This window comes from Azospirillum picis (assembly GCF_017876115.1).
GTDB lineage: Bacteria > Pseudomonadota > Alphaproteobacteria > Azospirillales > Azospirillaceae > Azospirillum > Azospirillum picis.
Genome location: NZ_JAGINO010000003.1, coordinates 287837 through 312069, shown reverse-complemented (window position 1 = coordinate 312069; position 24233 = coordinate 287837). Strand labels below are relative to the sequence as shown.

General features: G+C 67.6%; 22 protein-coding genes. 10 read left to right on the top strand and 12 right to left on the bottom strand.

The genetic code is table 11. The annotated features are described in order from the left end of the window. Positions 1–16: 16 nt before the first annotated feature. A complete protein-coding gene (locus J2850_RS06385) occupies positions 17–775 on the bottom strand; it encodes a response regulator transcription factor (protein ID WP_209979946.1) in 759 nt (252 codons plus the stop codon). A 642-nt stretch (positions 776–1417) separates the two neighbouring features. Beyond that, positions 1418–3199 (bottom strand): ATP-dependent zinc metalloprotease FtsH, encoded by a 1782-nt coding sequence (ftsH, locus tag J2850_RS06380; protein ID WP_209979944.1) that lies wholly within the window; start codon positions 3197–3199, stop codon positions 1418–1420. A gap of 310 nt (positions 3200–3509) precedes the next feature. Here ftsH and J2850_RS06375 point away from each other — a divergent pair, with 310 nt between their 5' ends. The 4 genes from J2850_RS06375 (at position 3510) to J2850_RS06360 (ending at position 6789) form a co-directional block, all read left to right on the top strand. After that, entirely contained in the window at positions 3510–4334 is an 825-nt protein-coding gene (locus J2850_RS06375) for an ABC transporter ATP-binding protein (RefSeq protein WP_209979942.1), read from the top strand. A gap of 7 nt (positions 4335–4341) precedes the next feature. Continuing rightward, the gene (locus J2850_RS06370) at positions 4342–5142 is read left to right on the top strand and encodes an ABC transporter permease (RefSeq protein WP_209979940.1); all 801 of its coding nucleotides are present in this window, start codon (positions 4342–4344) and stop codon (positions 5140–5142) included. Positions 5143–5165: 23 nt separating this feature from the next. Then, the gene (locus J2850_RS06365) at positions 5166–6194 is read left to right on the top strand and encodes an ABC transporter substrate-binding protein (RefSeq protein ID WP_209979938.1); all 1029 of its coding nucleotides are present in this window, start codon (positions 5166–5168) and stop codon (positions 6192–6194) included. 160 nt (positions 6195–6354) lie between these two features. Continuing rightward, positions 6355–6789, top strand: a complete 435-nt coding sequence (locus J2850_RS06360; protein ID WP_209979937.1) for an ArsC/Spx/MgsR family protein — start codon at positions 6355–6357, stop codon at positions 6787–6789. A gap of 130 nt (positions 6790–6919) precedes the next feature. On the opposite strand, the gene J2850_RS06355 is transcribed toward J2850_RS06360, so the two are convergent. Both J2850_RS06355 and J2850_RS06350 read right to left on the bottom strand, forming a co-directional pair. Then, a complete protein-coding gene (locus J2850_RS06355) occupies positions 6920–7162 on the bottom strand; it encodes an Lrp/AsnC ligand binding domain-containing protein (RefSeq protein WP_209979934.1) in 243 nt (80 codons plus the stop codon). 5 nt (positions 7163–7167) lie between these two features. Further along, positions 7168–8739 (bottom strand): DEAD/DEAH box helicase, encoded by a 1572-nt coding sequence (locus J2850_RS06350; RefSeq protein ID WP_209979933.1) that lies wholly within the window; start codon positions 8737–8739, stop codon positions 7168–7170. A gap of 271 nt (positions 8740–9010) precedes the next feature. Here J2850_RS06350 and J2850_RS06345 point away from each other — a divergent pair, with 271 nt between their 5' ends. Together J2850_RS06345 and J2850_RS06340 are read left to right on the top strand one after the other, a co-directional pair. Beyond that, positions 9011–9556: a hydrolase gene (locus J2850_RS06345; protein ID WP_209979932.1), complete on the top strand. Its 546-nt coding sequence runs from the start codon at positions 9011–9013 to the stop codon at positions 9554–9556. 17 nt (positions 9557–9573) lie between these two features. Further along, positions 9574–10281 carry an alpha/beta fold hydrolase gene (locus tag J2850_RS06340; protein WP_209979931.1) on the top strand — a complete coding sequence of 236 codons (708 nt, stop codon included), beginning with the start codon at positions 9574–9576 and terminating at the stop codon, positions 10279–10281. Positions 10282–10296: 15 nt separating this feature from the next. On the opposite strand, the gene J2850_RS06335 is transcribed toward J2850_RS06340, so the two are convergent. Continuing rightward, complete coding sequence (locus tag J2850_RS06335; RefSeq protein ID WP_209979930.1) at positions 10297–10851, bottom strand: hypothetical protein; 555 nt, start codon at positions 10849–10851, stop codon at positions 10297–10299. A gap of 141 nt (positions 10852–10992) precedes the next feature. Further along, positions 10993–12981, bottom strand: a complete 1989-nt coding sequence (gene parE / locus J2850_RS06330) for a DNA topoisomerase IV subunit B (RefSeq protein ID WP_209979928.1) — start codon at positions 12979–12981, stop codon at positions 10993–10995. A 107-nt stretch (positions 12982–13088) separates the two neighbouring features. On the opposite strand from parE, the gene J2850_RS06325 reads away from it, so the two are divergent. After that, positions 13089–13499 (top strand): acyl-CoA thioesterase, encoded by a 411-nt coding sequence (locus J2850_RS06325; RefSeq protein ID WP_209979926.1) that lies wholly within the window; start codon positions 13089–13091, stop codon positions 13497–13499. Positions 13500–13552: 53 nt separating this feature from the next. Here J2850_RS06325 and J2850_RS06320 read toward each other — a convergent pair whose 3' ends face one another. After that, positions 13553–13978: a winged helix-turn-helix domain-containing protein gene (locus tag J2850_RS06320; protein ID WP_209979924.1), complete on the bottom strand. Its 426-nt coding sequence runs from the start codon at positions 13976–13978 to the stop codon at positions 13553–13555. A 223-nt stretch (positions 13979–14201) separates the two neighbouring features. Further along, positions 14202–15890: a cache domain-containing protein gene (locus J2850_RS06315; RefSeq protein WP_209979922.1), complete on the bottom strand. Its 1689-nt coding sequence runs from the start codon at positions 15888–15890 to the stop codon at positions 14202–14204. 237 nt (positions 15891–16127) lie between these two features. Between J2850_RS06315 and J2850_RS06310 the strand changes: the two genes are divergently transcribed. Next, complete coding sequence (locus J2850_RS06310; RefSeq protein WP_209979920.1) at positions 16128–16850, top strand: DUF6065 family protein; 723 nt, start codon at positions 16128–16130, stop codon at positions 16848–16850. Positions 16851–16930: 80 nt separating this feature from the next. Here J2850_RS06310 and gmk read toward each other — a convergent pair whose 3' ends face one another. Next, positions 16931–17578, bottom strand: coding sequence for a guanylate kinase (gmk, locus tag J2850_RS06305; protein ID WP_209979918.1), 648 nt, complete (start codon positions 17576–17578; stop codon positions 16931–16933). Positions 17579–17583: 5 nt separating this feature from the next. After that, positions 17584–18450, bottom strand: a complete 867-nt coding sequence (locus tag J2850_RS06300; protein ID WP_209979916.1) for a YicC/YloC family endoribonuclease — start codon at positions 18448–18450, stop codon at positions 17584–17586. A 118-nt stretch (positions 18451–18568) separates the two neighbouring features. Here J2850_RS06300 and J2850_RS06295 point away from each other — a divergent pair, with 118 nt between their 5' ends. Further along, positions 18569–19330, top strand: a complete 762-nt coding sequence (locus tag J2850_RS06295; protein WP_209979914.1) for an SDR family NAD(P)-dependent oxidoreductase — start codon at positions 18569–18571, stop codon at positions 19328–19330. Positions 19331–19344: 14 nt separating this feature from the next. Here the strand turns inward: J2850_RS06295 and J2850_RS06290 are convergent, their stop codons facing one another. Further along, positions 19345–20604: an EAL domain-containing protein gene (locus tag J2850_RS06290; protein WP_246512843.1), complete on the bottom strand. Its 1260-nt coding sequence runs from the start codon at positions 20602–20604 to the stop codon at positions 19345–19347. Positions 20605–20965: 361 nt separating this feature from the next. Then, the gene (gene rnd / locus J2850_RS06285) at positions 20966–22156 is read right to left on the bottom strand and encodes a ribonuclease D (RefSeq protein WP_209979910.1); all 1191 of its coding nucleotides are present in this window, start codon (positions 22154–22156) and stop codon (positions 20966–20968) included. Between the two features lie 216 nt (positions 22157–22372). On the opposite strand from rnd, the gene aspS reads away from it, so the two are divergent. Continuing rightward, on the top strand, positions 22373–24226 hold the full coding sequence (aspS, locus tag J2850_RS06280) for an aspartate--tRNA ligase (protein WP_209979908.1): 1854 nt from the start codon (positions 22373–22375) through the stop codon (positions 24224–24226). Positions 24227–24233: the final 7 nt, after the last annotated feature.

The window sequence follows — 24233 nt, the reverse complement described above, 5'->3', positions numbered from 1 at the left end:
CCGTGGCGCGGCCGGCTCAACCCGGCTGGCTGCCGACCACCCGGATCGGTGCCGAGAACACGTAGCCGACGCCGTGGACGGATTTCAGGGGGGCAGGTCCGCCGATCGCCCCCTCGACCTTGTGGCGCAGGCGGCCGACGACGGTGTCGATCGACCGGTCTTCCGGGTTCCAGCGGCGGTTGTAGAGGGCCTGGGAGATCTGGTCACGGGTGGCGGGCTTGCGCGCCTGGGTCGCCAGCAGGCTGGTCAGCTTCATTTCCATGCTGGTCAGGCTGATCCGGACGCCGGCCGGGTTGGTCAGGCACCATTCCGTCGTGTCGAGCGCCCAGCGGGCTTCATCTCCGTTTTCGGCGGCATCGACGGCGGGTGCTCCGTTCGCCGGACGGGTGGCGGCCTCCGCCGCGCGCTCGCTCAGCCGCCGCAGCAGCGACTTGACCTGGGCTTCCAACTCCCGCAGTTCGATCGGCTTCACGAGATAGGCGTCGGCGCCGATCTCCAGCCCGACGATGCGGTCGACGGTGGAACCGCGCGCGGTGACCATGATGATGCCGGCGCCGTGATGGTCGCGAAGTCTGGCGGCGATCTTGAAACCGTCCTCGTCCGGCAGGTTGACATCGAGAATAACGATGGCGGCGGTCCTGGTCTGGAGCAGCCGATCAAGCTCTGCCCCATCGCAAGCGCCGATTGCATCGAAACCACAGTTCGAGAGGTACTCGACCATGTCGCATCGCAGCGATTTCTCATCTTCGACAACGACAATCGTCGAACCCGCCATGCTGCCTCTCCCGATCGCCATTCCAGCGTACAGCGCACACTCTAGAATGCCTAAATTTTAAAATAAACTCGAAATTATAAAGGATCGTCACAGGCCGTCACAATGCGTGTCATGTCTGTAACAGATTTGCATCCCCAATTCAGAGTGTTTTTTAAACGCCGTGGGCCGTGAAGGCTTTTGCCCCGCGCCGTGTCCTGTCGCTTGCCGCATGTGGAAGCTGGACGGAAGGATGCCGCTATCTTGCCGGCGGTCGCCGAGGGACTGGACAGATGTGCCTTCGACTGCCGCGGGCATCCAGGGAGAAGCGAAACGCGTGGTCGCCGGCTTGGCGAGGGCCATCCGGAAAACTCCGGCTTTGCCGTTCCGGCGGTGGACCGGATGCCTCCCGCGGCTCGACAGCCGGAAGGCGAAGATATGGGAGGGAGTGGAATGAAAAGGCGCTGACGTCCTGGGCGATGCGTGCCGAATAAGAGGATCCCTCATTCCGCTTCTCTTTCCGTTCCTCACAGTCCCCAGGCCTACGTTACTCCCGTATGCAAAGCTGCGGCAATGTGCCATATGGCTGAGGCTTCACCGCCCTGGCCCCGCGACCCGCGCCAAACGGCACGGGCGGCGGTGTGGCCGGTTGCGTGACCGGATCGCTCAGGCGGCTTCGGTGGCCCGCTCCTCCTGCCGGTCCGCCAGTTCGGCGATCTCGTCGCCGGACAGCGTTTCGCGCTCCAGCAGGGCCTTGGCGATCGCGTCGAGTGCGTTGCGGTCGGTGCGCAGCAGGCGGCGGGCGTGGTCCATGCGCTCGTCGGTGATGCGGCGGATCTCCTCGTCGATGCGCCACGCCGTCCGCTCCGACCGTGCGCCCGGATCGTTCCCGGCATGGGAAACGAAGCCGATGGCCTCGCTCATTCCCCAGGCGGCGACCATGCGGCGGGCCAAGTCGGTGGCGGCGCGGAAATCGGCCTCGGCCCCGGTCGTGACGTGGTCGTCGCCGAAGATCAGCTCCTCAGCGGCACGTCCGGCCATGGCGACGGAGATGTCAGCCAGAAGCTTGGCGCGCGAAACCGAGACACGGTCGCCTTCCGGCAGACGCACCACCATGCCCAGCGCGCCTCCGCGCGGGATGATGGTGGCCTTGTGGATCGGATCGGCCTCGGGACAACGAAGGGAAACCAGTGCGTGGCCGGCCTCGTGATAGGCGGTCAGGCGGCGTTCGTGGGCCGACAGCGCGAGGCTGCGGCGCTCGGTGCCCATCAGCACACGATCCTTTGCAGCCTCGAAATCCGACATGCCGACGATCACCCGGCCCTGGCGGGCCGCCGACAGCGCCGCCTCGTTGGCGAGGTTGGCCAGTTCGGCACCCGAGAAACCCGGCGTGCCGCGGGCGACCGTGCGGGTGCAGACGTCCGGCGCCAGGGTCAGGCGGCCGGCGTGCACATCCAGGATCGCGGTGCGGCCCGCCACGTCGGGCAGCCCGACATGGATGTGGCGGTCGAAGCGGCCGGGGCGGGTGACCGCGGGATCGAGCATCTCCGACCGGTTGGTGGCGGCGATCACCACCACCTCGCCGCCTTCGATGATCCCGTCCATCTCGACCAGGAGCTGGTTCAGCGTCTGCTCGCGTTCGGAGTGGCTGTTCGATTCACCGCGCTTGCCGGCGAGCGCATCGATCTCGTCGATGAACAGCAGGCAGGGGGCGTTGGCGCGGGCGGTCTTGAACAGGCTGCGGACGCGGGCCGCACCCAGCCCGACGAACATCTCGACGAAGTCCGATCCGGAGGCGGCAAAGAAGGGGACGCCGGCCTCGCCGGCCGCGGCCTTGGCCAGCATCGTCTTGCCGGTTCCCGGCGGGCCGACCAGCAGAATGCCCTTCGGCACGCGGGCGCCCGCCATGGCGAAGCGGCGGGGGTCCTTCAGGAACTGCACCGTCTCGCGCAGCTCCTCCTTGGCTTCGTCGACGCCGGCGACGTCGCGGAAGACGGTGCCGGTGTCCTCCGGACGGATCCGGGTGCTGCGGCCCATCCCGAAGAACTGGCCGCCGCTCAGCAGCAGGCCGCCGATCAGGAGCGCGACCACCAGGAACGGAGCGACACGGTCGAGCACGGTGACGGTCTGCGCGATCAGCCCCCCGGGGCCGTCATCAAAGGCGACGGCCACCTTTTGGGCGCGCAGTTCCTTCAGCAGGTCGTCGGTGACCGGCATGACCACGCGGTAGCGCGATCCGTCGGCGGCCTCTGCATGGCCGGCACCGCCGGCGAAGGTGACGGAGGCGATCTCGCCGCGGGCGGCGCGGTCGATCAGCATGCTGTAGGTCGCCGGCTGCTCCTCGGCCCGCTGGCGGTGATCGTACCAGGCTGCGAAACCCAGCCACGCGGCGAGAAGGCCTGCCAGGACGGCAAGCGCGATCAACGGGCGTTTCGGCAGCGTGGGCATGGCGACTCCGCAAAGGGGACACTGAACGGGGGAGGGACTGGCTTTCGGCCTATGCCATTGATGCGGCACCGGCTCACCGGCGGGCAACGGATAACGGGCCAAGTCTCTTCTTTGACACCAGAGGCTTGGCCGGCGGCCGGGTCGGGACGCTCTGAGGCAGCCGGGTCAACCTTGCGGATTCTGCGTAGATCTCAATTGGTTGCCCATCGGCGCCACTTCGGACAGTATGTGGCGCAAACAAGATTGCGCACGCTCGCAGCCAAGCGGACGGGAAACCAAGCCCGCATCACCCAACGAAGGACGATACCTCATGGCCGAGGCCGCCGCCGCGGCGCCCGCCCTCCAACTGGATGGCGTGACCTGCAGCTTCCCTTCCCCCGACGGCCGGGGGCGCTCCTACACCGCCGTACAAGGAGCCAGCTTCACCGTCGCCGACGGGGAATTCGTGTCGATCGTCGGCCCGACCGGCAGCGGGAAATCGACCATGCTGAACGTCGCCGCCGGGTTGCTGAAGCCCAGCGAGGGACGGGCGCTGTCCTTCGGCCAGCCGGTGACCGGCATCAATCCGAAGGCCGGCTACATGTTCCAGGCCGAGGCGCTGATGCCCTGGAAGTCGGCGCTCGACAATGTGGCGGCGGGACTGGAGTTCCGCGGCGTTGCCAAGGCGGAGGCGCGGGAGCGGGCGCGGCCCTGGCTTGCGCGCGTCGGGCTGGAGGGGTTCGGCGACCGCTTCCCGCACCAGCTTTCCGGCGGCATGCGCAAGCGCGTCGCGCTGGCGCAGACGCTGATCGTCGACCCGAAGATCATCCTGATGGACGAGCCGTTCTCGGCGCTCGACATCCAGACCCGGCAGATGATGGAGAACGAACTGCTGGAGCTGTGGGCGGCCGACCGCAAGTCGGTGGTCTTCATCACCCACGACCTGGAGGAGGCGATCGCCATGTCCGACCGGGTGCTGGTGCTGTCGGCCGGTCCCGGATCGCGGCTGATCGGCGAGTACCGCATCGACCTGGAACGGCCGCGCGACGTGGCGGAAATCCGCATGACCCCGCGCTTCCTCGATCTGCACCAGGAGATCTGGGGCCAGCTTCGCGACGAAGTGCTGAAGGGCTACGCCCAAACCAAGCTGCGGTGACGAGACGATGAGATCCCACGCCAAACGCCTGCCAAGCCGTCCGGTCATCCTGCTGCTGCAGCTCTGCGTCCTGGTTGCCTTCTTCGGACTGTGGCACGTCCTGACCGAAACCAAGATCCTCAGCCCCTTCTTCTTCGGCACGCCGGGGGCGGTGCTCGCACGGACCTGGAGCGATTTCGCCTCCGGCGTCATCTGGTACCATCTCGGCATCACGCTGCTGGAGACGGCGCTGGCCTTCGTCATCGGCACCGTGGCCGGAATCGCCTTCGGCTTCTGGTTCGCCCGCGCGCCGCTGATCTCGGTGGTCTTCGATCCCTACATCAAGGCGGTCAACGCGCTGCCGCGCGTCGTGCTGGCGCCGATCTTCGCACTGTGGCTCGGCCTGGGCATCTGGTCGAAGGTCGCGCTCGGGGTGACGCTGGTCTTCTTCATCGTCTTCTTCAACGTCTACCAGGGCGTGAAGGAGGTCAGCCCGGTGGTGCTGGCCAACGCCCGCATGCTGGGCGCCAATTCCCGCCACCTGTTCCGCCACGTCTACCTGCCGTCCGCCCTGTCCTGGGTCTTCTCGTCGCTGCACACCGCGGTCGGCTTCGCCATGGTCGGCGCGGTGGTCGGCGAGTATCTGGGGTCCGCCGCCGGGCTCGGCTACCGCATCCACCAGGCGGAGGGGGTGTTCGACACGGTCGGCGTCTTCTCCGGCATGCTGGTCCTGACCGTCTTCGTCGTCCTGATCGACTCGGCCGTCACCGTCATCGAGAAGCGCCTGTTGCATTGGCGCCCGCAGGACAATCACGGCGGGCAGCATTGAATCCAAGAAAGGGAGGAGTTGCGATGAACTTGAAGTCACTGATCGCCGCCGCGGCGGTCGTCCTCACGCTGGGGGCCACCGGTGGCGCCGCCGCGCAGGAGAAGCTGGAGAAGACCGACATCAAGATCGCGGTCGGCGGCAAGCCGCTGCTCTACTATTTGCCGCTGACGCTGGCGGAACGCCTCGGCTATTTCAAGGAAGCCGGGCTGAACGTCGAGATCAGCGATTTCGGCGGTGGGGCGAAGAGCCTGCAGGCGCTGGTCGGCGGCTCCGCCGACGTCGTCACCGGTGCCTACGACCACACCATCCAGATGCAGGCCAAGAGCCAGCCGATCGTTGCCGTCGTCCAGCTCGGCCGCTATCCGGGCATCGTGCTGGCGGCGGTGAACAGCGCGGGCAGCATCAAGTCGGCGAAGGACCTGAAGGGCAAGAAGGTCGGCGTGACCGCTCCCGGCTCCTCCACCAACTTCATGCTCAACTACGTGCTGACCAAGAACGGCATGACGCCCGAGGACGTGTCGGTCATCGGCGTCGGCGGCGGCGCCAGCTCCATCGCCGCGATCAAGCGCGGTGAGATCGACGCCATCGTCAACCTGGATCCGGTGATCAGCCAGGCGCAGTCCGACGGCGACATCACCATCCTGGCCGACACCCGCACCGAGAAGGGCACGATGGACGTCTATGGCGGCCCGTACCCGGCGGCGGTCCTCTACACCCGACCGGACTTCATCAAGGAGAACCCGAAGACCACCCAGGCGCTGGCCGACGTCTTCGTCCGCACCATGCTGTGGCTCAACAAGGCGTCGACCGAGGACGTGCTGAAGGTGCTTCCGGAGGAGTTCTTCCTGGGCAACAAGACGCTCTACGCACAGGCGTTCGAGCATTCGAAACCGACCTATTCGCCGGACGGGCAGTTCAGCCAAGCCGGAGCCGAGGCGGCGCTGACCGTATTGAAGGCCTTCGATCCGGCGGTGAAGAGCGCCGACATCGATCTTTCCAAGACCTACACCAACCAGTTCGTCGCCGATGCGCTGAAGCGCCTGAACAAGTGAGCCGGCGGCGGCCGGAAAAATATCCCTATAAAAAATGTGGGCGCGGCATTCTGTCGCGCCCTTTTTCATGCGACGCTGCCGCTAGACTGGACGAAATCGGTCCTGATTGGTCTCTCCGATCAGGCACTCCCCCCGACTTCCCAGACCGCGGAGCACCCGAATGGCCGAGGTGATTTTCTATGCGATGCCCGGATGTCCGGTGAACGCCAAGCAGCGGCAGCAGCTCGCCGCCGCAGGCCACCGCCTGATCGAACGCGACCTCGCGGCGACCGATCTGACGGCCGGCGAGCTGCGTCCCTTCTTCGGCGACAAGGAGGTCGAGTCTTGGTTCAACCGCCGCGCCGCGGCGATCCGCTCGGGACGCGTCAGGCCCGGCGAACTGGGCGAGTCGGGCGCGCTGGCCGCCATGCTGACCGATCGCGACCTGATTCGCCGTCCGCTGATCCAGGTCGGCGACCGCCGCGAAGCCGGTTTCGATCCGGCCGCGCTCCATGCGTGGATCGGCCTCACCTCCGGCGAGAGCTGTGACGACAAACATGCCCGGGGCCAGTGCGACCACGGGCATCAGCATTTCGTCAAAGCCCCGGCGGCCTAATGTGAATCACACGGAAAACCAAAAGCTTAGAGTCTGTCTGGTGCTTCAATAAGCACCAGACAGACTCTAGATGCAAAAAAGCCTCCTCCCCGGCGGTGGCCGGGAGAGGAGGCGGATAAAGGGCCGCTGCTTACGCGAAGGCCTTGTAGGCAATCAGCGTGAAGGTGTCCCGCACGCCGGGCAGGGTCTGGACATGCTCGGTCACGAAACGGCCGATGTCGTCGTCCTGCTTCAGATAGCACTTCATCAGCAGGTCATGCTGGCCGGAGATGGAATGCACCTCCGACACCTGTTCGATCATCTGCACGGCCTGGTCGGCGACCTCGTAGGCCTTGCCGAGATCGCACTTGACCATGATGAAGATGGTCTGCACGGGCTTCAGCCCTCCTGCGCCGCGTCGCCGGCCGTGTCCGATGCGCGGCGGGGGCGGGCCGACCGCAGCATGAAGGCCGGCATATGGTCGCCGAAGCCGATGACGGGCACGTCGTCCTCGTCCTCGTCACGGCGGCGGCGGCGGTCGCGCTCACGGTCGCGGCGCGGATCGTTGTTGCGACGGGCCTCGGCGGCCGCCAGGGATTCGCGCGGCTGCCGGTCCTCACGGACGGTGCGCTCGTCACGGGCGACGCGCTCCTCACGGGGCTGCCGGTCTTCACGGGGCGCGCGCTCGTCGCGGGCGGCACGTTCCTCGCGCGGGGCACGCTCTTCACGCGGCGCGCGTTCCTCGCGGGCGGCGTCGCGTCCACCCCGGCCCCGCGGCTCGGACTTGTTGCCGCGGCCGCCACGGCCGCGCGAACGGGAGGCGCTTTCTTCCTCGCTCAACTCGGCCGTCTCCAGGCCGTCGATGGCGATCATGGGGATCTCCCGCTTGATGAGGCGCGTGATGGCGTTGACCAGCTTGGTGTCGTCCGGCGTCGCCAGCATGAAGGCGCGGCCCTGCTTGCCGGCACGGCCGGTGCGGCCGATCCGGTGCACGTAGTCGTCGGGCGTCAGCGGGACGTCGAAATTGAAGACGTGGCTCAATCCCTGCACGTCGATGCCGCGGGCCGCGACGTCGGAGCAGACCAAGAGCGTGATCTCGCCCTGCTTGAAGCGCTCCAGCGTCTCCGTCCGTTTGGACTGCACCATGTCGCCGTGCAGTGCGCCGGCATTGAAGCCGTGACGCTCCAGCGACTTCTGCAGCACCGCGATGTCGCGCTTGCGGTTGCAGAAGATGAAGGCGTTCTTGACGTCCTCAGTCTGCAGCAGATGGCGCAGCGCCTTGCGCTTGTCCATCTCATGCACGACCACCATGGCCTGCGTCACCGTCTCGGCCGGCGAGGCGGGAGGGGCGACGCTGATCTCCAGCGGCTCCGTCAGGAAGGCGTCGGCCAGCCGGCGGATTTCCGGCGGCATGGTGGCGGAGAAGAACAGCGTCTGGCGGTTCTTCGGCAGCTTGCTGACGATGCGCTCGATGTCCGGGATGAAGCCCATGTCGAGCATGCGGTCGGCTTCGTCGATGACGAAGACCTTGATGTCGTTCAGCATGATGTTGCCGCGCTCGAACAGGTCGATCAGCCGGCCCGGAGTCGCGATCAGCACATCCACGCCGCGATCGAGCTTCTTCACCTGTTCGGTGAAGGTTTCGCCGCCGATCAGCAGCGCCATGCTGAGCTTGTGGTACTTGCCGTAAATCTCGAAGCTTTCCGCCACCTGGGCGGCCAGTTCGCGCGTCGGCTCCAGAATCAGCGACCGCGGCATCCGCGCGCGGGCGCGACCCGATGCCAGGATGTCGATCATCGGCAAGGTGAAGCTCGCCGTCTTGCCGGTGCCCGTCTGCGCGCAGCCCAGCACGTCGCGGCGTTGCAGGACACAGGGAATGGCCTGTTCCTGAATGGGCGTCGGTTGGGTGTAACCCTTGTCCTCGATGGCGCGCAGGACGTCAGGGCCAAGCCCAAGTTCCGAAAAAAGCATCCAACCTGTTTCTGTTCTGGAGTGCGCAAATCGAGCGCTCACCGCTCGATGCCTGGATAGGGCCGCAGAATAGGAAGTCAAAGGCCCATGTCAATAGATCCGGTGTTCCGGACCCTAAAATAGTCGTGAAAACACGCCGCCTTTGCGGGATTCGCACCCTGCGACGGCAGGCGGTCCGGCGCCGCGGCGAGTCGCGTCCTTTGGCCTTGCCATCGCCGGTGGCAGCGAGTCTCCTTGGGGGAATGAGAACCGAACGGTGAGAAGGCCCGCGATGCATCTTCGTGCCCAGGAGTCGGTGCTGGTCGTCGTCGACCTGCAGGAGCGCCTGCTGCCGGCCATTCACGGCGCCGGTCCCGTCCTGCGCCATGCCGCCATGCTGCTGAGGGGGGCCGCTGCCCTCTCGGTGCCGGTCGTGGTGACAGAGCAGTATCCCCGCGGTCTCGGCGCCACCGTTGCCGAGGTGCGCGCGGAGCTTCCGCCGGGGACGCCGGTGATCGAGAAGATCAGCTTTTCCTCCACCGGGGAGGCGGCCTTCAACCGTGCGCTCGACGACTTGGCGCGTCCGCAGGTGGTGCTGTGCGGGACGGAGGCGCATGTCTGCGTCCTGCAGACCGCGCTCGGCCTGCAGGAGGCCGGCCGCTCGGTGTTCGTCGTCGCCGACGCGGTGTCGTCGCGCAGCCCGGCCAACCATCACACGGCGATCGAGCGGCTGCGCGGCGCCGGAATCACCATCGTGACCACGGAGATGGTTCTGTTCGAATGGCTGGAGCGTGCCGGCACGCCCGCCTTCAAGCAACTCATCGCCTTGATCAAATGACTGGAAGGGGAAAGACAATGCCGGCCGATCGTTCCGCCCTGGTCCTGCTGCCGGGAATGCCGCTGGACGCCGCGCTCTGGGACCATCAGGTCCGCCACCTCGCCGACGTCGCCGATCCGCGGGTGGTGGAACTCGCCGGCTGCGATTCGATCGCCGCCATGGCCGACCTCGTCCTCTCCGAGGCACCGGGCCGGTTCGCGGTCGCCGGACTGTCGATGGGCGGCTATGTCGCGCTGGAGATCCTGCGCCGCGCGCCGGAGCGGGTGGAGCGGGCGGCGCTGCTCGACACCAATGCCCGTCCAGACAGCACGGAGGCGACCGCCAATCGCCGCGAGGCGGTCGCGCTTGCCCGCCAGGGCAGGTTCGGCCAGGTGATCCGCGCCGCGCTTCCGCGCCTGATCCACCCGGACCGGCTGTCGGACGAAAGCTTCGTTCGTGCGGTGCTGGCGCAGATGGAGCGGGTCGGGATCGATGGCTACGCCCGCGAGCAGGAGGCGATCATCAACCGCCCGGACAGCCGCCCCGGCCTGCCGGCGATCCGTTGCCCGGTGCTGGTGGCCTGCGGGCGGCAGGATGCCCTGACGCCTCCTGCGCTGCACGAGGAGATGGCGGACGCCATCCCCGGCGCGCGGCTGGTGCTGATCGAGGATTGTGGCCACCTGGCGGCGATGGAACAGCCGCAGGCGGTCACCGCGCTGATGCGGGACTGGCTCCTGCGGCGCTGACGCCCACAGGGGCGCTCAGCAGTCGAGCCCGCCGCAGGAGTCGTCGGCACGCCGCGTCGGGAACAGCGTGAAGGTCATGTCGCTGATCAGGCTGCGGAAATCGGGATCGTCCGGGCCCTGCGGCTGGTCGAGCCAGCCGGTGGCCCCGGTCAGGGCGCCGCCCTGGCGGCAGAAGGCGCCCTGCACCACGATGGCCCCGCCCGGCGGACGGGTGGGGATCGGCACGCTTCCGCACAGTTCGGAGTTCAGGGTGGTCTGCGCCACGTTGAAGGCCAGTACCACCTTGTAGATCGGCCGCGCCGACTCGTCGGGGGTGGTGGTCAGGTGGGTAACCACGCCGGCGACCCGGTTCTGCATGTGGGGCAGCACCTTGTCGGCCAGCCGTTCCGGAGTGAGGCCGAAGGGGTCGCCGTACAGGACCACCCGCAGATCGCGATTTGCCGCGGCATAGGCGACTTCGCTCATCGTGTAGGCCGGCGCCGGCTCGCTCGCCACCACCCGTTCGTTGGTGCAGGCGGCGAGTGCGGCGACGCTCGCCAGCAGGGCGGCAAGCGGTGCAAGGCTGCGCATCGGAAGGACCGTCGGTGAATTTCGCTCCCGCGGATATGGGAACCCGCGGCCGCGATGGCGAGCGCGGGCGGCCCGCCGATTCGGCCTATGCCCGGCCCCAGCCGGCGGAGGAACCGGCCGGAGACAGCCCGGCGGACCGCATCAGACGTCGATGTCGTCGGCCTTCACGAACTTCGCGTTGTCCTGGATGAAGCGGAAGCGCAGCTCCGCCTTCTTGCCCATCAGCTCCTCGACCAGCGAGCGGGTGCGCTCGAACTCCGGCTTTTCCTCCGGATCGGCGGCGTTGGGGACGACCACGCGCAGGAGCGACCGCTTGCCCGGATCCATGGTGGTGTCGCGGAGCTGCGCCGGCATCATCTCGCCCAGGCCCTTGAAGCGGCTGATGTCGGGCTTCTTGCCCTTGAACATCCTGGCCAGCAGCTCGTCCTTGTGGGCGTCGTCGCGGGCATAGACCTGCTTGTTGCCGTGGCTGAGGCGGTAGAGCGGCGGCAGGGCGAGGTACAGATGGCCCTCCTGGATCAGGGCGGGCATCTCGCGGTAGAAGAAGGTCATCAGCAGCGAGGCGATGTGAGCGCCGTCGACGTCGGCGTCGGTCATGATGATGACCCGTTCATAGCGCAGCTTCTCGGTCGAGAAGTCCTTGCCGGTCCCGCAGCCCAGCGCCTGGACCAGGTCGTTCAGCTCCTGGTTGGCCTTCATCTTGTCGACGGACGCGCTGGCGACGTTCAGGATCTTGCCGCGCAGCGGCAGGATGGCCTGGGTCTCGCGCTGGCGCGCCTGCTTGGCCGAGCCGCCGGCCGAGTCGCCCTCCACCAGGAAGATCTCGGTGCCTTCCGGGGAATTGCGCGAGCAGTCGGCCAGCTTGCCGGGCAGCCGCAGCCGCCGGGTCGCCGACTTGCGCGTCATCTCCTTGGACTGCTTGCGCCGCGCCCGCTCCTCGGCCTTCTCGATCAGCCGCTCCAGCAGCGCGCTGGCGCTGTGCGGGTCGCCCGACAGCCAATGGTCGAAGTGGTCCTTGACCGCGGCCTCGACCAGCCGCTGCGCTTCGGCCGTCACCAGCCTTTCCTTGGTCTGGCCCTGGAAATGCGGCTCGCGGATGAAGACGGACAGCAGCACGCAGGCCTCGCCCATCACGTCGTCGGCGGTGACCTGTCCGGCGCGCTTGTTGCTGGTCAGCTCGCCATACGCTTTCAGCCCGCGGGTCAGCGCGGTGCGCAACCCGGCCTCGTGCGTGCCGCCTTGCGGGGTCGGGATGGTGTTGCAGTAGGTGTGCGAGAAGCCTTCGTCGTCATCCGGCCAGGCGACCGCCCATTCGACCCGGCCCTGGCCGTTCGGGAAGTCCAGCGCGCCGGCGAAGGGGGAGGGGGTGAGCGTCCTGCGGTCCTTCAGCGCCGCCGTCAGGTAGTCCTGCAGCCCGCCCGGGAAATGCAGGGTGTCCGATGCCGGGGTGGTGGCGTCGACGGACAGGAGCGCCGGGTCGCAGCTCCAGCGGATCTCGACCCCGCGGTACAGGTAGGCCTTCGAGCGCGCCATCCGGTAGAGGCGGTGCGGCTCGAAATGAGCGGTCTCGCCGAAGATCTCGGGATCGGGATGGAAGCGGATGGTCGTGCCGCGGCGGTTGACGTGCCCCTTGGGCGCCAGCCGTCCCTGCGGCAGGCCGCGGCTATAGTCCTGGACAAAGAGTTGCTTGTCGCGGGCGATCTCGACCGTCAGCCGGTCCGACAGGGCGTTCACCACCGACAGGCCGACGCCGTGCAGGCCGCCCGAGGTCTGGTACACCTTGTTGGAGAACTTGCCGCCGGAGTGCAGCGTGGTGAGAATGACCTCCAGCGCCGACTTTCCGGGATATTTCGGATGGTCGTCGATAGGGATGCCGCGACCGTTGTCGCGGACCATCACCGATCCGTCGGCGGACAGCTCCAGATCGATCCGACTCGCATGGCCGGCCACCGCCTCGTCCATGGCGTTGTCCAGCACCTCGGCGACCAGATGGTGCAGCGCACGGTCATCGGTGCCGCCGATATACATGCCGGGCCGCCGGCGAACCGGTTCAAGCCCCTCCAGAACCTCGATGTCCTGGGCGGAGTAGCTGTCGGCCTTAGGAGCCGTGTTCTCGAAAAGATCGCTCATGGTGCAATGATAGGAATTTCGTCAGGGGTGCGCAAGCTCATCCTGGGGCGTTTATAGTGCGGTGCCACAAGCTTTTGTGCGGAAATCTGCAGGACGCCGGAGGGACCATGAGCAGCGCTGAGACCGACGACATCGATCCGAGGACCTTCGAAGGCGGCCCGGCATTGCGGGCGATCGCCATGCCGGCGGACACCAACCCCAACGGCGACATCTTCGGCGGCTGGCTGCTGGCCCAGATGGACCTGGCCGGCGGCACCGTGGCGGTCCGGCGCAGCCACGGACGGGTCGCCACGGTGGGAATCGAGGCGATGACCTTCCACAAGCCGGTGTTCGTCGGCGACGAGGTGAGCTGTTTCGCCCGCATCGAGAAGGTCGGGCGCACGTCGATCCGCGTCCGCATCGAGACCTGGGTCCGGCGCGAGCGCTCCGGCTCCGACCCGATCAAGGTGACCGAGGGCATGTTCACCTACGTCGCGATCGGGGAGGACCGCAAGCCGCGCGAAGTGCCGCCGGAGTGATCCGCGCGCCGTCGGCCGGGCAGCGTCACGGCTCCCGTCTCACCGGTCCCCCCTCACGGCCCCGATCCTGAACCGCAACCCGGCCCCAGTGCCGGATCGTTGAGGAAGCTGCCGTCGTCGGCCTGCTTGTCGGCGCCGTAGCCGGGGTTGGTGCCCGCCGCCAGCGCCGCCAGGCGGTGGGCGGTGGCGACGTGGGCCTCGCGTTCGACCGCGCGGTAATGGTCGATCACCTGCTCGCCGAACGAGGTCAGGACGGTGCCGCCGCCATGCTTCCCGCCGACGGCCGCACTGACCACCGGGTCACGGAAGATGCGGTTGAGGTCGTCCACCAGCAGCCATGCCCGGCGATAGGACATGCCGAGCGCCCGGCCGGCGGCGGAAATCGAGCCGGTTTCGCGGATCCGTTCGAGCAGCGCAATCTTCCCCGGGCCGATCGAGCCGCCGGTCTCGAAATCGATCCGGATGCGCAGGCGGGTCACGGCCTGGCCCCCCGCCCGCCGCCGGCAGCGGGCCGGCCGCTGTGTAGGGTGACGGGGGAGGCGACGGGGAGGGGCGTGCTCATGGTGTCCTGTCCGGCGAACGTCGCGGGGGCTGGCTGGCTTCATCCATAGCGCGGATCGGCTCCGAATGCATCCGGCCGGGTCGATCGCCGGCGTCATCCCGGACCACCGGCGTTGCCCGACTGCCGACACCGCCCGGCGGTCACCCCTGGTGGATGCGGGCAACGAAGGCGGACACCTCCGCCAGCATGCGGTCGGTGCGGTCGCCCATGGCGCGGGCGGCGGCAGCCACGTCGGACGACGCCTGACCGGTGGCGGTGGCGTGGCTGCACACCATGCCCAGGCTGTTGGACACGGAGGTGACGCCCTGCGCCGCCTCGTTGACGTTGCGGCTGATGTCGCCGGTCGCCGCTCCCTGCTCCTCGATGGCGGCGGAGATGCTGGAGGCGACGCTGTTCACCGTCTCGATGGCGCCGCCGACGCCGCGCATGGCCTCGACGACCGAAGCGGTGGCATCGGTCATCGCGGCGATCTGCGCCTGGACGTCGTCGGTGGCCTTGGCGGTCTGGTTGGCGAGGTTCTTGACCTCCGACGCCACCACCGCGAAGCCCTTCCCGGCCTCGCCCGCACGGGCGGCCTCGATGGTCGCGTTGAGCGCCAGCAGGTTGGTCTGCGCGGCGATGGAACGGATCAGGTCGACCACCTCGACCGTGCGGCGGGCGACGCCGTCCAGTTGTTCGATCAGGGCGTAGGTGCGACGGACGTCCTCGACGGCGCGGGCCGAGCCGTTGGCCGATTGGGCGATCTGCTGCGAGATCTCGCGGATCGACGCCGCCAGCTCCTCTGTGGCGCCGGCCACCGCCTGCACGTTGCCGGACGTGGTCCCGGCGGCATGGGCGGCCTCGTCCATCAGCCGCTTCGTCTGTTCCGCCCCCGCACTCATCGCACCGGAGGTTTGGGACAACGAGCCCGCGGATTCGGCGACGGCGCGGACCAGCCCGCCGACGGTGCGCTCGAACTCGTCGGCCAATTGAGCCATGGCGGCACGGCGTTCACGCTCCTGCCGCGCTTCGAGATCGGCATGGCGGCGGCGCAGGTCTTCGGCCTCGATCGCCGAGCGGCGCAGGGTTTCGACCGACCGGGAGAGCGTTCCGATCTCGTCGGGGCGGTCGGTGCCCTCCACCTCCGCCGCCAGTTCGCCGGCGGCGATGCGGCCGGTGGCCCGCCCGATGCCGTCCAGCCCCTTGCCGATGCGCGACACCAGCCGGAAGCCGAACAGCCCGAGCAGCAGAGCCGCCAGCAGCGTGACCAGCAGCGTTTCGACCAGCGTGGCGCGGAAGGCGGCATCGACGTCGTCGATGTAGACGCCGGTGCCGATCATCCAGCCCCATGGCTCGTAGATGGCGGCATAGGCGAGTTTGGGCATCGGCTCGCTGCCACCGGCCTTGGGAAAATTGTAGATGAGGAAACCGTTTCCGCTGCGGGCCGAGTCGATCAGTCCGCGGATCACCAGCACCCCGTTGCTGTCCTTGAAGTCGGCCAGCTTGCGCGTGCCTTCCAGGTCCGGGCGGACGCCGTGGAAGACGTTCAGGCCGTCGAATTCGTAGCCGAACATGTACTCGCCGCCGAAGAAGCGCAGCGACCGCAAGGAGTCTTTGGCGAGGGCCTGCGCCTCTTCCCGGCCGAACTCGCCCTTCGCCGCGCGTGCGTCGTAGGACTTGATGATCGACAGCGAGGTCTGGACCACCGCCTCGATCGAGTTCCGGTAGCCTTCGATCATGGTTGCCCGCTTCGACGCGGCGGACCAGACGCCGGATGCCAGGATGGCGACGAGGAACAACCCCTGAAGGATCAGGAGCTTTGCCTTGATGCTACGGATTCTGCGGATCATCTCCTGATCTTTCCTCGATGACGGCGGCAGGGCACAGGGTCATGGCCGCATCGCATCGCAATACGCTCCACGGCCGATTCGATGGGGTCTGGATAGATGCTTTCGCCCATATCGGAATATCGGGGTTAACCACTACTTTCGGCGGGCTGTGGAATCGCCGGCACTCCGGGCGGGGACCCGTGATCTTCTTGTGGTCACCGGCTTACGGGGGATGAGGAACTCTGGCAGGATGGCCGTATGACGCTGATCGCTTATCCTTTGTCGGGCGTGGTTCCCGATATCCGGCCGGCGCGCGCGACGCGTGATTGGATCGACGCCCTGCCGGAGCAGTACGGCTACCGGTGCCTGCCGCTGAACATCGCCAGCATGCATGGCTGGGAGGTCTGCTGCCCGGTGCGCGTGACGGCCACATGGACCGGCGGCACCGGCACGGATGCGATCCAGGTCGCCGCTGACGAGGCGCATCCCCTGCTGCCGGCCAGCCATTTCGGCAGCGGCGTGCTGACGTTCCATGTGGCGGCGCTGTTCCGGACGCCGCCCGGCGTGAACCTGATGGTGACGGGCCCGCTGAACTATCCCAAGCACGGGATCATCGGCCTGTCGGGGATCATGGAAACCGACTGGTCACCCTATCCCTTCACCATGAACTGGAAGTTCACGGCGCCCGGCGTTCCGGTGACCTGGGAGAAGGGGGAGCCGTTCGCCCATCTGATGCCGATTCAGCGCGGGCTTGTGGAAAGCCTGACGCCGGAAGTGCGCGATCTCGACAGCGATCCCGAAACGGCGGCGCAATACCGCAACTGGGCGGAATCCCGCAGCCGGTTCAACCAGGATTTGGGCGTTCCCGGCAGCTCGGCGGCACAGGAGCGCTGGCAGAAGGGATACTATCGCGGCAGGTATCCGGACGGCAGCGACGGACCGCCGGAACACGAGATCAAGGTGCGGCCGAAGCCGTTCTAGGCCCGGGCATGTTCGATAGGGTGCATTCGGTGGGCGGCGGCCCCGCAGAGGTTTCCCGCGTGCCCACCGGAAGCCCGGCTTTACAGCGCGTCCTGGATGCTCTTGACGAACTCGGGCAGGCCGACCTGGCGGCGGCGGCGGAGACGCTCGGCGCTCAGAATGGCCTGGACGGCGACGATGCTCTCCTCGACGTCATGGTTGACGATGACGTAGTCGTATTCCGGCCAATGGCTGATCTCGTTCGACGCCTTGGCCATGCGGTTGGCGATCACCTCTTCCGAATCCTGGCCGCGGTCGCGCAGGCGACGCTCCAGTTCGGTCGCGGTCGGCGGCAGCACGAAGACGCTGACGAGGTCGTCGCGGGCGTTCTGGGCAAGTTGCTGCGCGCCCTGCCAGTCGATGGCGAACAGCACGTCACGGCCGCCGGCAAGGGCGTTCTCGACCGCGGCGCGCGGCGTCCCGTAGCAGTTGCCGAAGACGCGGGCATGCTCCAGAAGCTCGCCGGTTTCGGCCATGCGGTCGAAGCGGCGCTGGTCGATGAAGTAGTAGTCCAGGCCCTCGGCCTCGCCAGGGCGCATCGCCCGGGTGGTGACCGAGACCGACATGGTGATGCCGGGGTCGCGATCCAGCAGCCCGCGCGCGATGGTGGTCTTGCCGGCTCCGGACGGGGAGGACAGCACCAGCATCAGGCCGCGCCGGTGGATGAGGGGGGAGGTGGTCGGAGCCATGACGATCACTCGATGTTCTGGACCTGCTCGCGAAGCTGCTCGATCGAGGCCTTCAGCGACAGGCCGATGCGGGTCAGTTCGACGTCGGCCGATTTGGAGCAGAGGGTGTTGGCTTCGCGGTTGAATTCCTGGCACAGGAAGTCGAAGCGGCGTCCGACCGCCCCGCCTTCCGCCATGAGGTCCCGCGCGGCCTGGATGTGGGCGCGCAGGCGGTCGAGCTCCTCGCGGACGTCGGCCTTGCCGATGAGGATGGCGGCCTCCTGGGCCAGCCGGTCCTCCGGCAGGGCGGGAAAGGAGCCGAGGATGGCGGCGACCTGGGCGCGCAGCTTTTCCCGCAGCGCCTCCGGCTGGGTCGACGCGCAGGCGGACGCGGCTTCGACCAGCCGCGCGATCTCGTCGAGATGACCGTTCAGCACGTCGGCGATCCGCTTGCCCTCGGCGATGCGGTTGGCCACGAGATGATCGACCAGCTTCGCCAGGTCCGCCTTCAGCGCCGACTCGACCCGCTCGCGCGCGTCTCCCTCATCCTCCTCGACCGGCTCGATGATGCCGCGTACGGCCAGCAGCGAATCAAGCCGCGGCGGGGCGGCACCTGCCCCCTCGATCTCGCGGGCGATCTCCAGCACCTGGGAGAGAAGCTCCCGGTTGATGCGGAGCTGCGACACCGCCTGGCTGCGGCTGACGGACAGCGTGAGGTTGACGTTGCCACGGGCCAGCCGCTTCGGCAGTTCCGCGCGCGCCGTGGCCTCGATGCTGTCGAAGCCCGACGGCAGGCGGCAGCGCAGGTCGAGGCTGCGGCCGTTGACGCTCTTGACCTCGAAGGTCCAGGAATAACCGTCGCCGTGCCCGTCGACGCGTGCGAAACCGGTCATGCTGGCAATGACGGGGCGATGGGCGGGCACGGCGTCCTCGTTTGAAATCGGTATCGGGATGTCGGCCCGTTATACCGGGGGTACGGACCGGCAACAAGCGCACAAGGGCAGGGGATTCATGAAACAGCCGCGTTCCATCGTCATAACCGGCGCCTCCAGCGGCATCGGCGAGGCGCTGGCCCTTCTTTATGCCGCCCCCGGCGTCGCGCTGGCGCTGACCGGCCGCGACTCCGCGCGGCTGGCCGCGGTGGCGTCCCGTTGCCGTGCGGCCGGCGCGGCCGTGGAGGCGGCCGCGATCGACGTCGCGGACCGCGAGGCGATGGCCCGCTGGCTCGGGAGCGTCGACGCGGCGGCGCCGGTCGACCTCGTCATCGCCAATGCCGGGATGTCGGCCGGCACCGGCGACGGCGGCGAGAGCGAGGAGCAGGCCCGCCGCATCCTGGCGGTGAACCTCGACGGCACGCTGAACACCATCCATCCGCTGCTGCCCGCACTGCGGGCGCGCGGCCGTGGCCAGATCGCCCTGATGGCGTCGCTTGCCGGCTTCCGCGGCCTTCCGGGCGCCCCGGCCTATTGCGCCGCCAAGGCGGCCGTGCGGGTCTACGGCGAGGCGCTGCGCGGCGATCTGGCAGGGGAGGGGATCGGCGTGTCGGTGATCTGTCCGGGATTCGTGAAGAGCAGGATGACCGCGGTCAACCGCTTCCCGATGCCCTTCCTGATGGAAACGGATGCCGCCGCCCGGGTCATCCGCCGCGGGCTGGCGCGCAATGCCGCGCGGGTCGCCTTTCCCTGGCCGATGGCCGCGGCGGTGTGGTTGCTGGCCCTGCTGCCGCCCGCGCTGACCGACGGCCCGCTGCGCCGCGCACCGCGCAAGCCCTAGAGAATAGTCCGGGGTCAGTCGGTCTTGGCGTGGGCGATGGCGTCGCGGACGCTGACGCCCTTGCGCAGGATGTTGTCGACCGCGCGGCCCTGGACCAGCTTGATTCCCACCTTGTGGGCGTAGACCAGGCTCGCCACGCTGTCGCAGCGGGCGAGGATGAACTTGCAGCGGTCCTGCTCGGCGATGCGGTCGCGGAAATACTGCTCGAACCGCGCGTCCATCTCCAACATGTCGTTGGACCAGAAGATCTTCGCGTAGTCCGCGTTCAGGTATTCGAGGTCGAAGTTGGTCACCCAGAAGGGATTCAGCCCGTCCACGGCGATCTGGTAGCGGCGTTCCTGGGCGAACTCCACAACCTCGTTGAACAGCGACAGGTTCTCGATGAGGTCGCCCTTGGACACCTCAAGCACCACCTGGCCGCGGAAATCGATCGGAAGGCGTTCGTCGAACTTCACGAAGCCGGTCGAGATCACCGTCGACAGGTTGATGTTGATGCCGATCCGCCGCCCGCGCATGAAGCTCAGGCCATGGTTCAGGGCGCGCAGAACCGACTGGTCGAGGTTGGCCGTGAAGTAGTTGAACAGCCACTTGTTGGCGGTGATGTCGTAGTCGGGGCAGAGGCGTTCCTGCAGCAGCTTGATGGAGATGTAGAGCTCGTAATACTCCATCTCCGACTCGCCGCCGCCGATGTTGGCGATGCCCTGGTTGAACAGGAACGGGGACAGGTCGAACATCTGCATGGAGCGCTCGAGCTTGCCCAGCTCCTCCAGCGTGATCGGCGGCTTGGTCTCGGTGACGTGGTTGCCTGTTTCGGTCGCCTGCAGCTCCTCGATGAACCGGATGACGTTGATGAAGTTCAACGCCAGTTCCATGATCGAATAGAGCGAATATTCCTTGTAGGGATTGGGGCCGGTCAGTGTCGTCTTCGACAGGAAGATCTGCTCGACCGTCTGGCAGACGTCGGTGACGCCCGTCAGCTTCAGGCCCTTGTAGAGGATGATGAGGTCACCGTTGGAGATGTTGAAGGACTGGAGGTAGGAGGCCTTGCCGGCCAACTCCTGGATGATGGTGCGCACCATCATCTGGCTGGTCGGGTCGCGGTCCTTCAGCAGCGACAGGTGCATGTGGATCAGCCGCATGCCCTGCAGTTCGCTCTTCGCCGTGCGCAGCAGGTTCAGGAGCTTGTCGTTGTCGAAGTCGGGCCTCTGGTCCTTGGCGGCTGCGACGGCGGCCTGCTTTTCCACGGTGGAAAGCCGGACTCGATCCCGTCCCATCGGTGGCCTGCCGCCAAACCTGCTCATCGGTCGCTCACTCCCACAACACGTGTCGCGTCCACCAAGCACCTGCGCGGACGACCGCCTGGCGCCGGCGGCCCCTGTTCCGGAAGCGCACGCCCGGTCTGCCGCCGCTTCCGCCGGTGAACGAATCGCAATGGGCTGGAGGTGCGCGCCCGCAACGATCGCTTCCGCGGTGGAACGGATTGCAGGGGATCCTGCGCAATCGAAGCGATTGTAAGCGAAACTTTCTTTAAAAAGCCCTTAAGGGGCAATGCCGGCCGCTCCGGGCCGGCGTCGCGCCAAGGGACGGCAAGGCGACGAGGCGATGCCGTCCATAAAGATCAAGACTCGCGAAAGATCAAGATTCCGGGTCGGCGGGCTGAACAGAAGGGCGGGGTTCGCCGGCCGGGACAATGCGCACCCGCCGGTCGATCACCGCGAGCCCGATCTTGCCGTGCTTCAGGTCGAGCGCATCATTTCCGAACAGCTCGCGCCGCCATCCCTGCATCGCCGGAATGTCGGCGGCATCGTCGGCGGCCAGGGCCTCCATGTCGGCGGAGGAGGCGACGAGCTTGGCAGCCACGTTGTTCTCGTCGCATTTCATCTTCAGGAGGACGCGCAGCAGCTCGACGATCGGCTGCAGGCCGGGCGGCGGTTCCTCGCGCGGCTCGATCCGCGGCAGGGCGCTGTCGGGCAGGTCGAGCCCGGCCTGCACGGCGGCCAGCACATCGCTCCCCTGGCGGCCTTCGGCGAAGCCGCGGCCGAGCCCGCGCGTGCGGGCGAGGTCGTCGACCGAGGTGGGGGCATGGGCTGCGATCTCCAGCAGCGCCTCGTCCCGCAGCACGCGCGAGCGCGGCTGGTCGCGGCGCTGGGCCTCGCGCTCGCGCCAGGCGGCCAGCTCCTTCAGGATCGCCATGAAGCGCGGCTTGTTGGTGCGCACCTTCAGCCGCTGCCACACCGTGTCCGGATCGACCTGGTAGGTGCGCGGGTCGGTGAGGATCGCCATCTCCTCTTCCAGCCAATGGGACCGGCCGGTGCGGGCGAGGCGGCGCTTCAGCTTTTCGTAGGCCGGACGCAGGTGGATGACGTCCGACAGCGCGTAGGTGAGCTGGCGCTCGGTCAGCGGGCGGTGGGACCAGTCGGTGAAGCGGCTGGACTTGTCGATGCGGGCGCCGGCCAGCTTGGTGACCAGCGTCTCGTAGCCGACGCTCTCGCCGAAGCCGCAGACCATGGCCGCGACCTGGGTGTCGAAGAGCGGCGTGGGGATGCTGCCGGAGAGATGCCAGAAGATCTCCACGTCCTGCCGGGCGGCATGGAAGACCTTGAGGATCGACGGGTCGCTCATCAGCGCGAACAGCGGCGCCAGGTCGATGCCCTCGGCCAGAGGGTCGATGGCGACGGCGCCGGACGGGCCGCCGATCTGGACCAGGCACAGTTGGGGCCAGTAGGTCTTTTCCCGCAGGAACTCGGTGTCGACCGTGATGTAGTCGGCCCCGGCCAGAGACTGGCAGAAGGCCTGCAGGGCGTCGGTTGTCGTGATGAGCGTCATGGTTGCTTCATACACGACGGAACCGGTCCGCGGAAGTGCGCCGAAACGCGGATCCGCAACGCGAACCGGCAGGCCCGGCCTGCGCGTCGCGCGACCCTCCGCGTCGTTCCGCCGGCCGTCCCCGCCGCATGGCGGCTTGACTTTCGCGTCCTTCCGGTGTGGTGTGTCGAACCGCTTTTTCCGCCGGAATCCGACCTTTTCAAGGTGTTTCGACCCATGCACCCCTACCGCACGCACACCTGCGGCCAGCTTCGTGAAGAGAATGCCGGTGAGATCGCCCGCCTGTCGGGCTGGATCAACCGGAAGCGCGACCATGGACAGCTTCTGTTCATCGACCTGCGCGACCATTACGGCCTGACGCAGTGCGTGGTCGACACCTCCAATCCGGCCTTCGAGGTCGCCAACCGGCTGAAGCTGGAATCGGTCATCACCGTCACCGGCAAGGTGGTGAAGCGGACGGCCGAGACGATCAACGACAAGCTGCCGACCGGCCGCATCGAGCTGCAGATCCAGGAACTGACCATCCAGAGCGAGGCGGAGCAGATCCCGCTGCAGGTCAACCAGGACGCCGACACCGGCGAGGACGTGCGCCTGCGCTACCGCTTCCTCGACCTGCGCCGCGACCGCATCCATGAGAACATCATGCTGCGCTCGCGTGTCATCGCATCGGCGCGCCGCCGCATGATCGAGCAGGGCTTCACCGAGTTCCAGACGCCGATCCTCACCGCCTCGTCGCCGGAGGGCGCGCGTGATTACCTGGTGCCCAGCCGCAACCATCCCGGCAAGTTCTACGCCCTGCCGCAGGCGCCGCAGCAGTTCAAGCAGCTCCTGATGGTCGCCGGCTTCGACCGCTATTTCCAGATCGCCCCCTGCTTCCGCGACGAGGATGCCCGCGCCGACCGCAGCCCGGGCGAGTTCTACCAGCTCGACTTCGAGATGTCCTACGTCACCCAGGAGGACGTCTTCGCCGCCGTCGAGCCGGTGCTGTTCGGCATCTTCGACGAGTTCGGCGCCTTCCGCCGCGAGTCCAAGCCGGTCATCGACCAGCCGCCGTTCCGCCGCATCAGCTTCGCCGAATCGATGCTGAAGTACGGCAACGACAAGCCGGACCTGCGCAACCCGCTGGTCATCACCGACGTCACCGAGGTGTTCAAGCGCGAGGACGTCGAGTTCCGCGCCTTCAAGCAGACGCTGGAGAAGGGCGGGGTGGTCCGCGCCATCCGCGCGCCGAAGGTGTCCGACCGCCCGCGCAGCTTCTTCGACAAGCTGAACGATTGGGCCCGCGGCCTGGGCGCCCCCGGCCTCGGCTACATCGTCATGGAAGCGGCCGGCGGGAAGGGGCCGATCGCCAAGTTCGTGCCCGAGGCGGCCCAGGCGCGGCTGCGCGATCTGGCCGGGCTCGATGACGGCGACGCCATCTTCTTCGTCTGCGACCAGCCCGCTCCGGCGGCCAAGCTGGCCGGCCTCGCCCGGACCCGCATCGGCGAGGAGCTGGACCTGATCGAGAAGAACGCCTTCCGCTTCTGCTGGATCGTCGACTTCCCGATGTACGAGCTGGACGAGGAGACCAACAAGGTCATCTTCAGCCACAACCCCTTCTCCATGCCCCAGGGCGGCCTGAAGGCGCTGGAGGAGATGAACCCGCTCGACATCAAGGCCTACCAGTACGACATCGTCTGCAATGGCGTGGAGCTGTCGTCCGGCGCCATCCGCAACCATCTGCCGGAAGTGATGTACAAGGCCTTCGAGATCGCCGGCTATCCGCCGGAGGAGCTGGAAGCCCGGTTCGGCGGCATGCTGAGCGCCTTCAAGCTCGGCGCCCCGCCGCACGGCGGTTCGGCCCCCGGCATCGACCGCATCGTCATGCTGCTGGCCGACGAGCCGAACATCCGCGAGGTCATCGCCTTCCCGCTGAACCAGCGGGCGGAGGATCTCCTGATGCAGGCTCCGGCGGCCGTCGATACCGCGCGCCTGCGGGAGCTGCATCTGAAGCTCGACCTGCCCAAGCCGAAGGTCGCCGCCCAGCCGGCGGCGGGAGCCGGATCCGGGCCGGCGCCGGCCCAGGGCTGAGGGCTTC

Coding starts and splice junctions, on each gene's coding strand:
- J2850_RS06385 (WP_209979946.1), bottom strand. CDS start 775: ATGGCGGGTTCGACGATTGTCGTTGTCGAAGATGAGAAATCGCTGCGA.
- ftsH (WP_209979944.1), bottom strand. CDS start 3,199: ATGCCCACGCTGCCGAAACGCCCGTTGATCGCGCTTGCCGTCCTGGCA.
- J2850_RS06375 (WP_209979942.1), top strand. CDS start 3,510: ATGGCCGAGGCCGCCGCCGCGGCGCCCGCCCTCCAACTGGATGGCGTG.
- J2850_RS06370 (WP_209979940.1), top strand. CDS start 4,342: ATGAGATCCCACGCCAAACGCCTGCCAAGCCGTCCGGTCATCCTGCTG.
- J2850_RS06365 (WP_209979938.1), top strand. CDS start 5,166: ATGAACTTGAAGTCACTGATCGCCGCCGCGGCGGTCGTCCTCACGCTG.
- J2850_RS06360 (WP_209979937.1), top strand. CDS start 6,355: ATGGCCGAGGTGATTTTCTATGCGATGCCCGGATGTCCGGTGAACGCC.
- J2850_RS06350 (WP_209979933.1), bottom strand. CDS start 8,739: ATGCTTTTTTCGGAACTTGGGCTTGGCCCTGACGTCCTGCGCGCCATC.
- J2850_RS06345 (WP_209979932.1), top strand. CDS start 9,011: ATGCATCTTCGTGCCCAGGAGTCGGTGCTGGTCGTCGTCGACCTGCAG.
- J2850_RS06340 (WP_209979931.1), top strand. CDS start 9,574: ATGCCGGCCGATCGTTCCGCCCTGGTCCTGCTGCCGGGAATGCCGCTG.
- J2850_RS06335 (WP_209979930.1), bottom strand. CDS start 10,851: ATGCGCAGCCTTGCACCGCTTGCCGCCCTGCTGGCGAGCGTCGCCGCA.
- parE (WP_209979928.1), bottom strand. CDS start 12,981: ATGAGCGATCTTTTCGAGAACACGGCTCCTAAGGCCGACAGCTACTCC.
- J2850_RS06325 (WP_209979926.1), top strand. CDS start 13,089: ATGAGCAGCGCTGAGACCGACGACATCGATCCGAGGACCTTCGAAGGC.
- J2850_RS06315 (WP_209979922.1), bottom strand. CDS start 15,890: ATGATCCGCAGAATCCGTAGCATCAAGGCAAAGCTCCTGATCCTTCAG.
- J2850_RS06310 (WP_209979920.1), top strand. CDS start 16,128: ATGACGCTGATCGCTTATCCTTTGTCGGGCGTGGTTCCCGATATCCGG.
- gmk (WP_209979918.1), bottom strand. CDS start 17,578: ATGGCTCCGACCACCTCCCCCCTCATCCACCGGCGCGGCCTGATGCTG.
- J2850_RS06300 (WP_209979916.1), bottom strand. CDS start 18,450: ATGACCGGTTTCGCACGCGTCGACGGGCACGGCGACGGTTATTCCTGG.
- J2850_RS06295 (WP_209979914.1), top strand. CDS start 18,569: ATGAAACAGCCGCGTTCCATCGTCATAACCGGCGCCTCCAGCGGCATC.
- J2850_RS06290 (WP_246512843.1), bottom strand. CDS start 20,604: ATGGGACGGGATCGAGTCCGGCTTTCCACCGTGGAAAAGCAGGCCGCC.
- rnd (WP_209979910.1), bottom strand. CDS start 22,156: ATGACGCTCATCACGACAACCGACGCCCTGCAGGCCTTCTGCCAGTCT.
- aspS (WP_209979908.1), top strand. CDS start 22,373: ATGCACCCCTACCGCACGCACACCTGCGGCCAGCTTCGTGAAGAGAAT.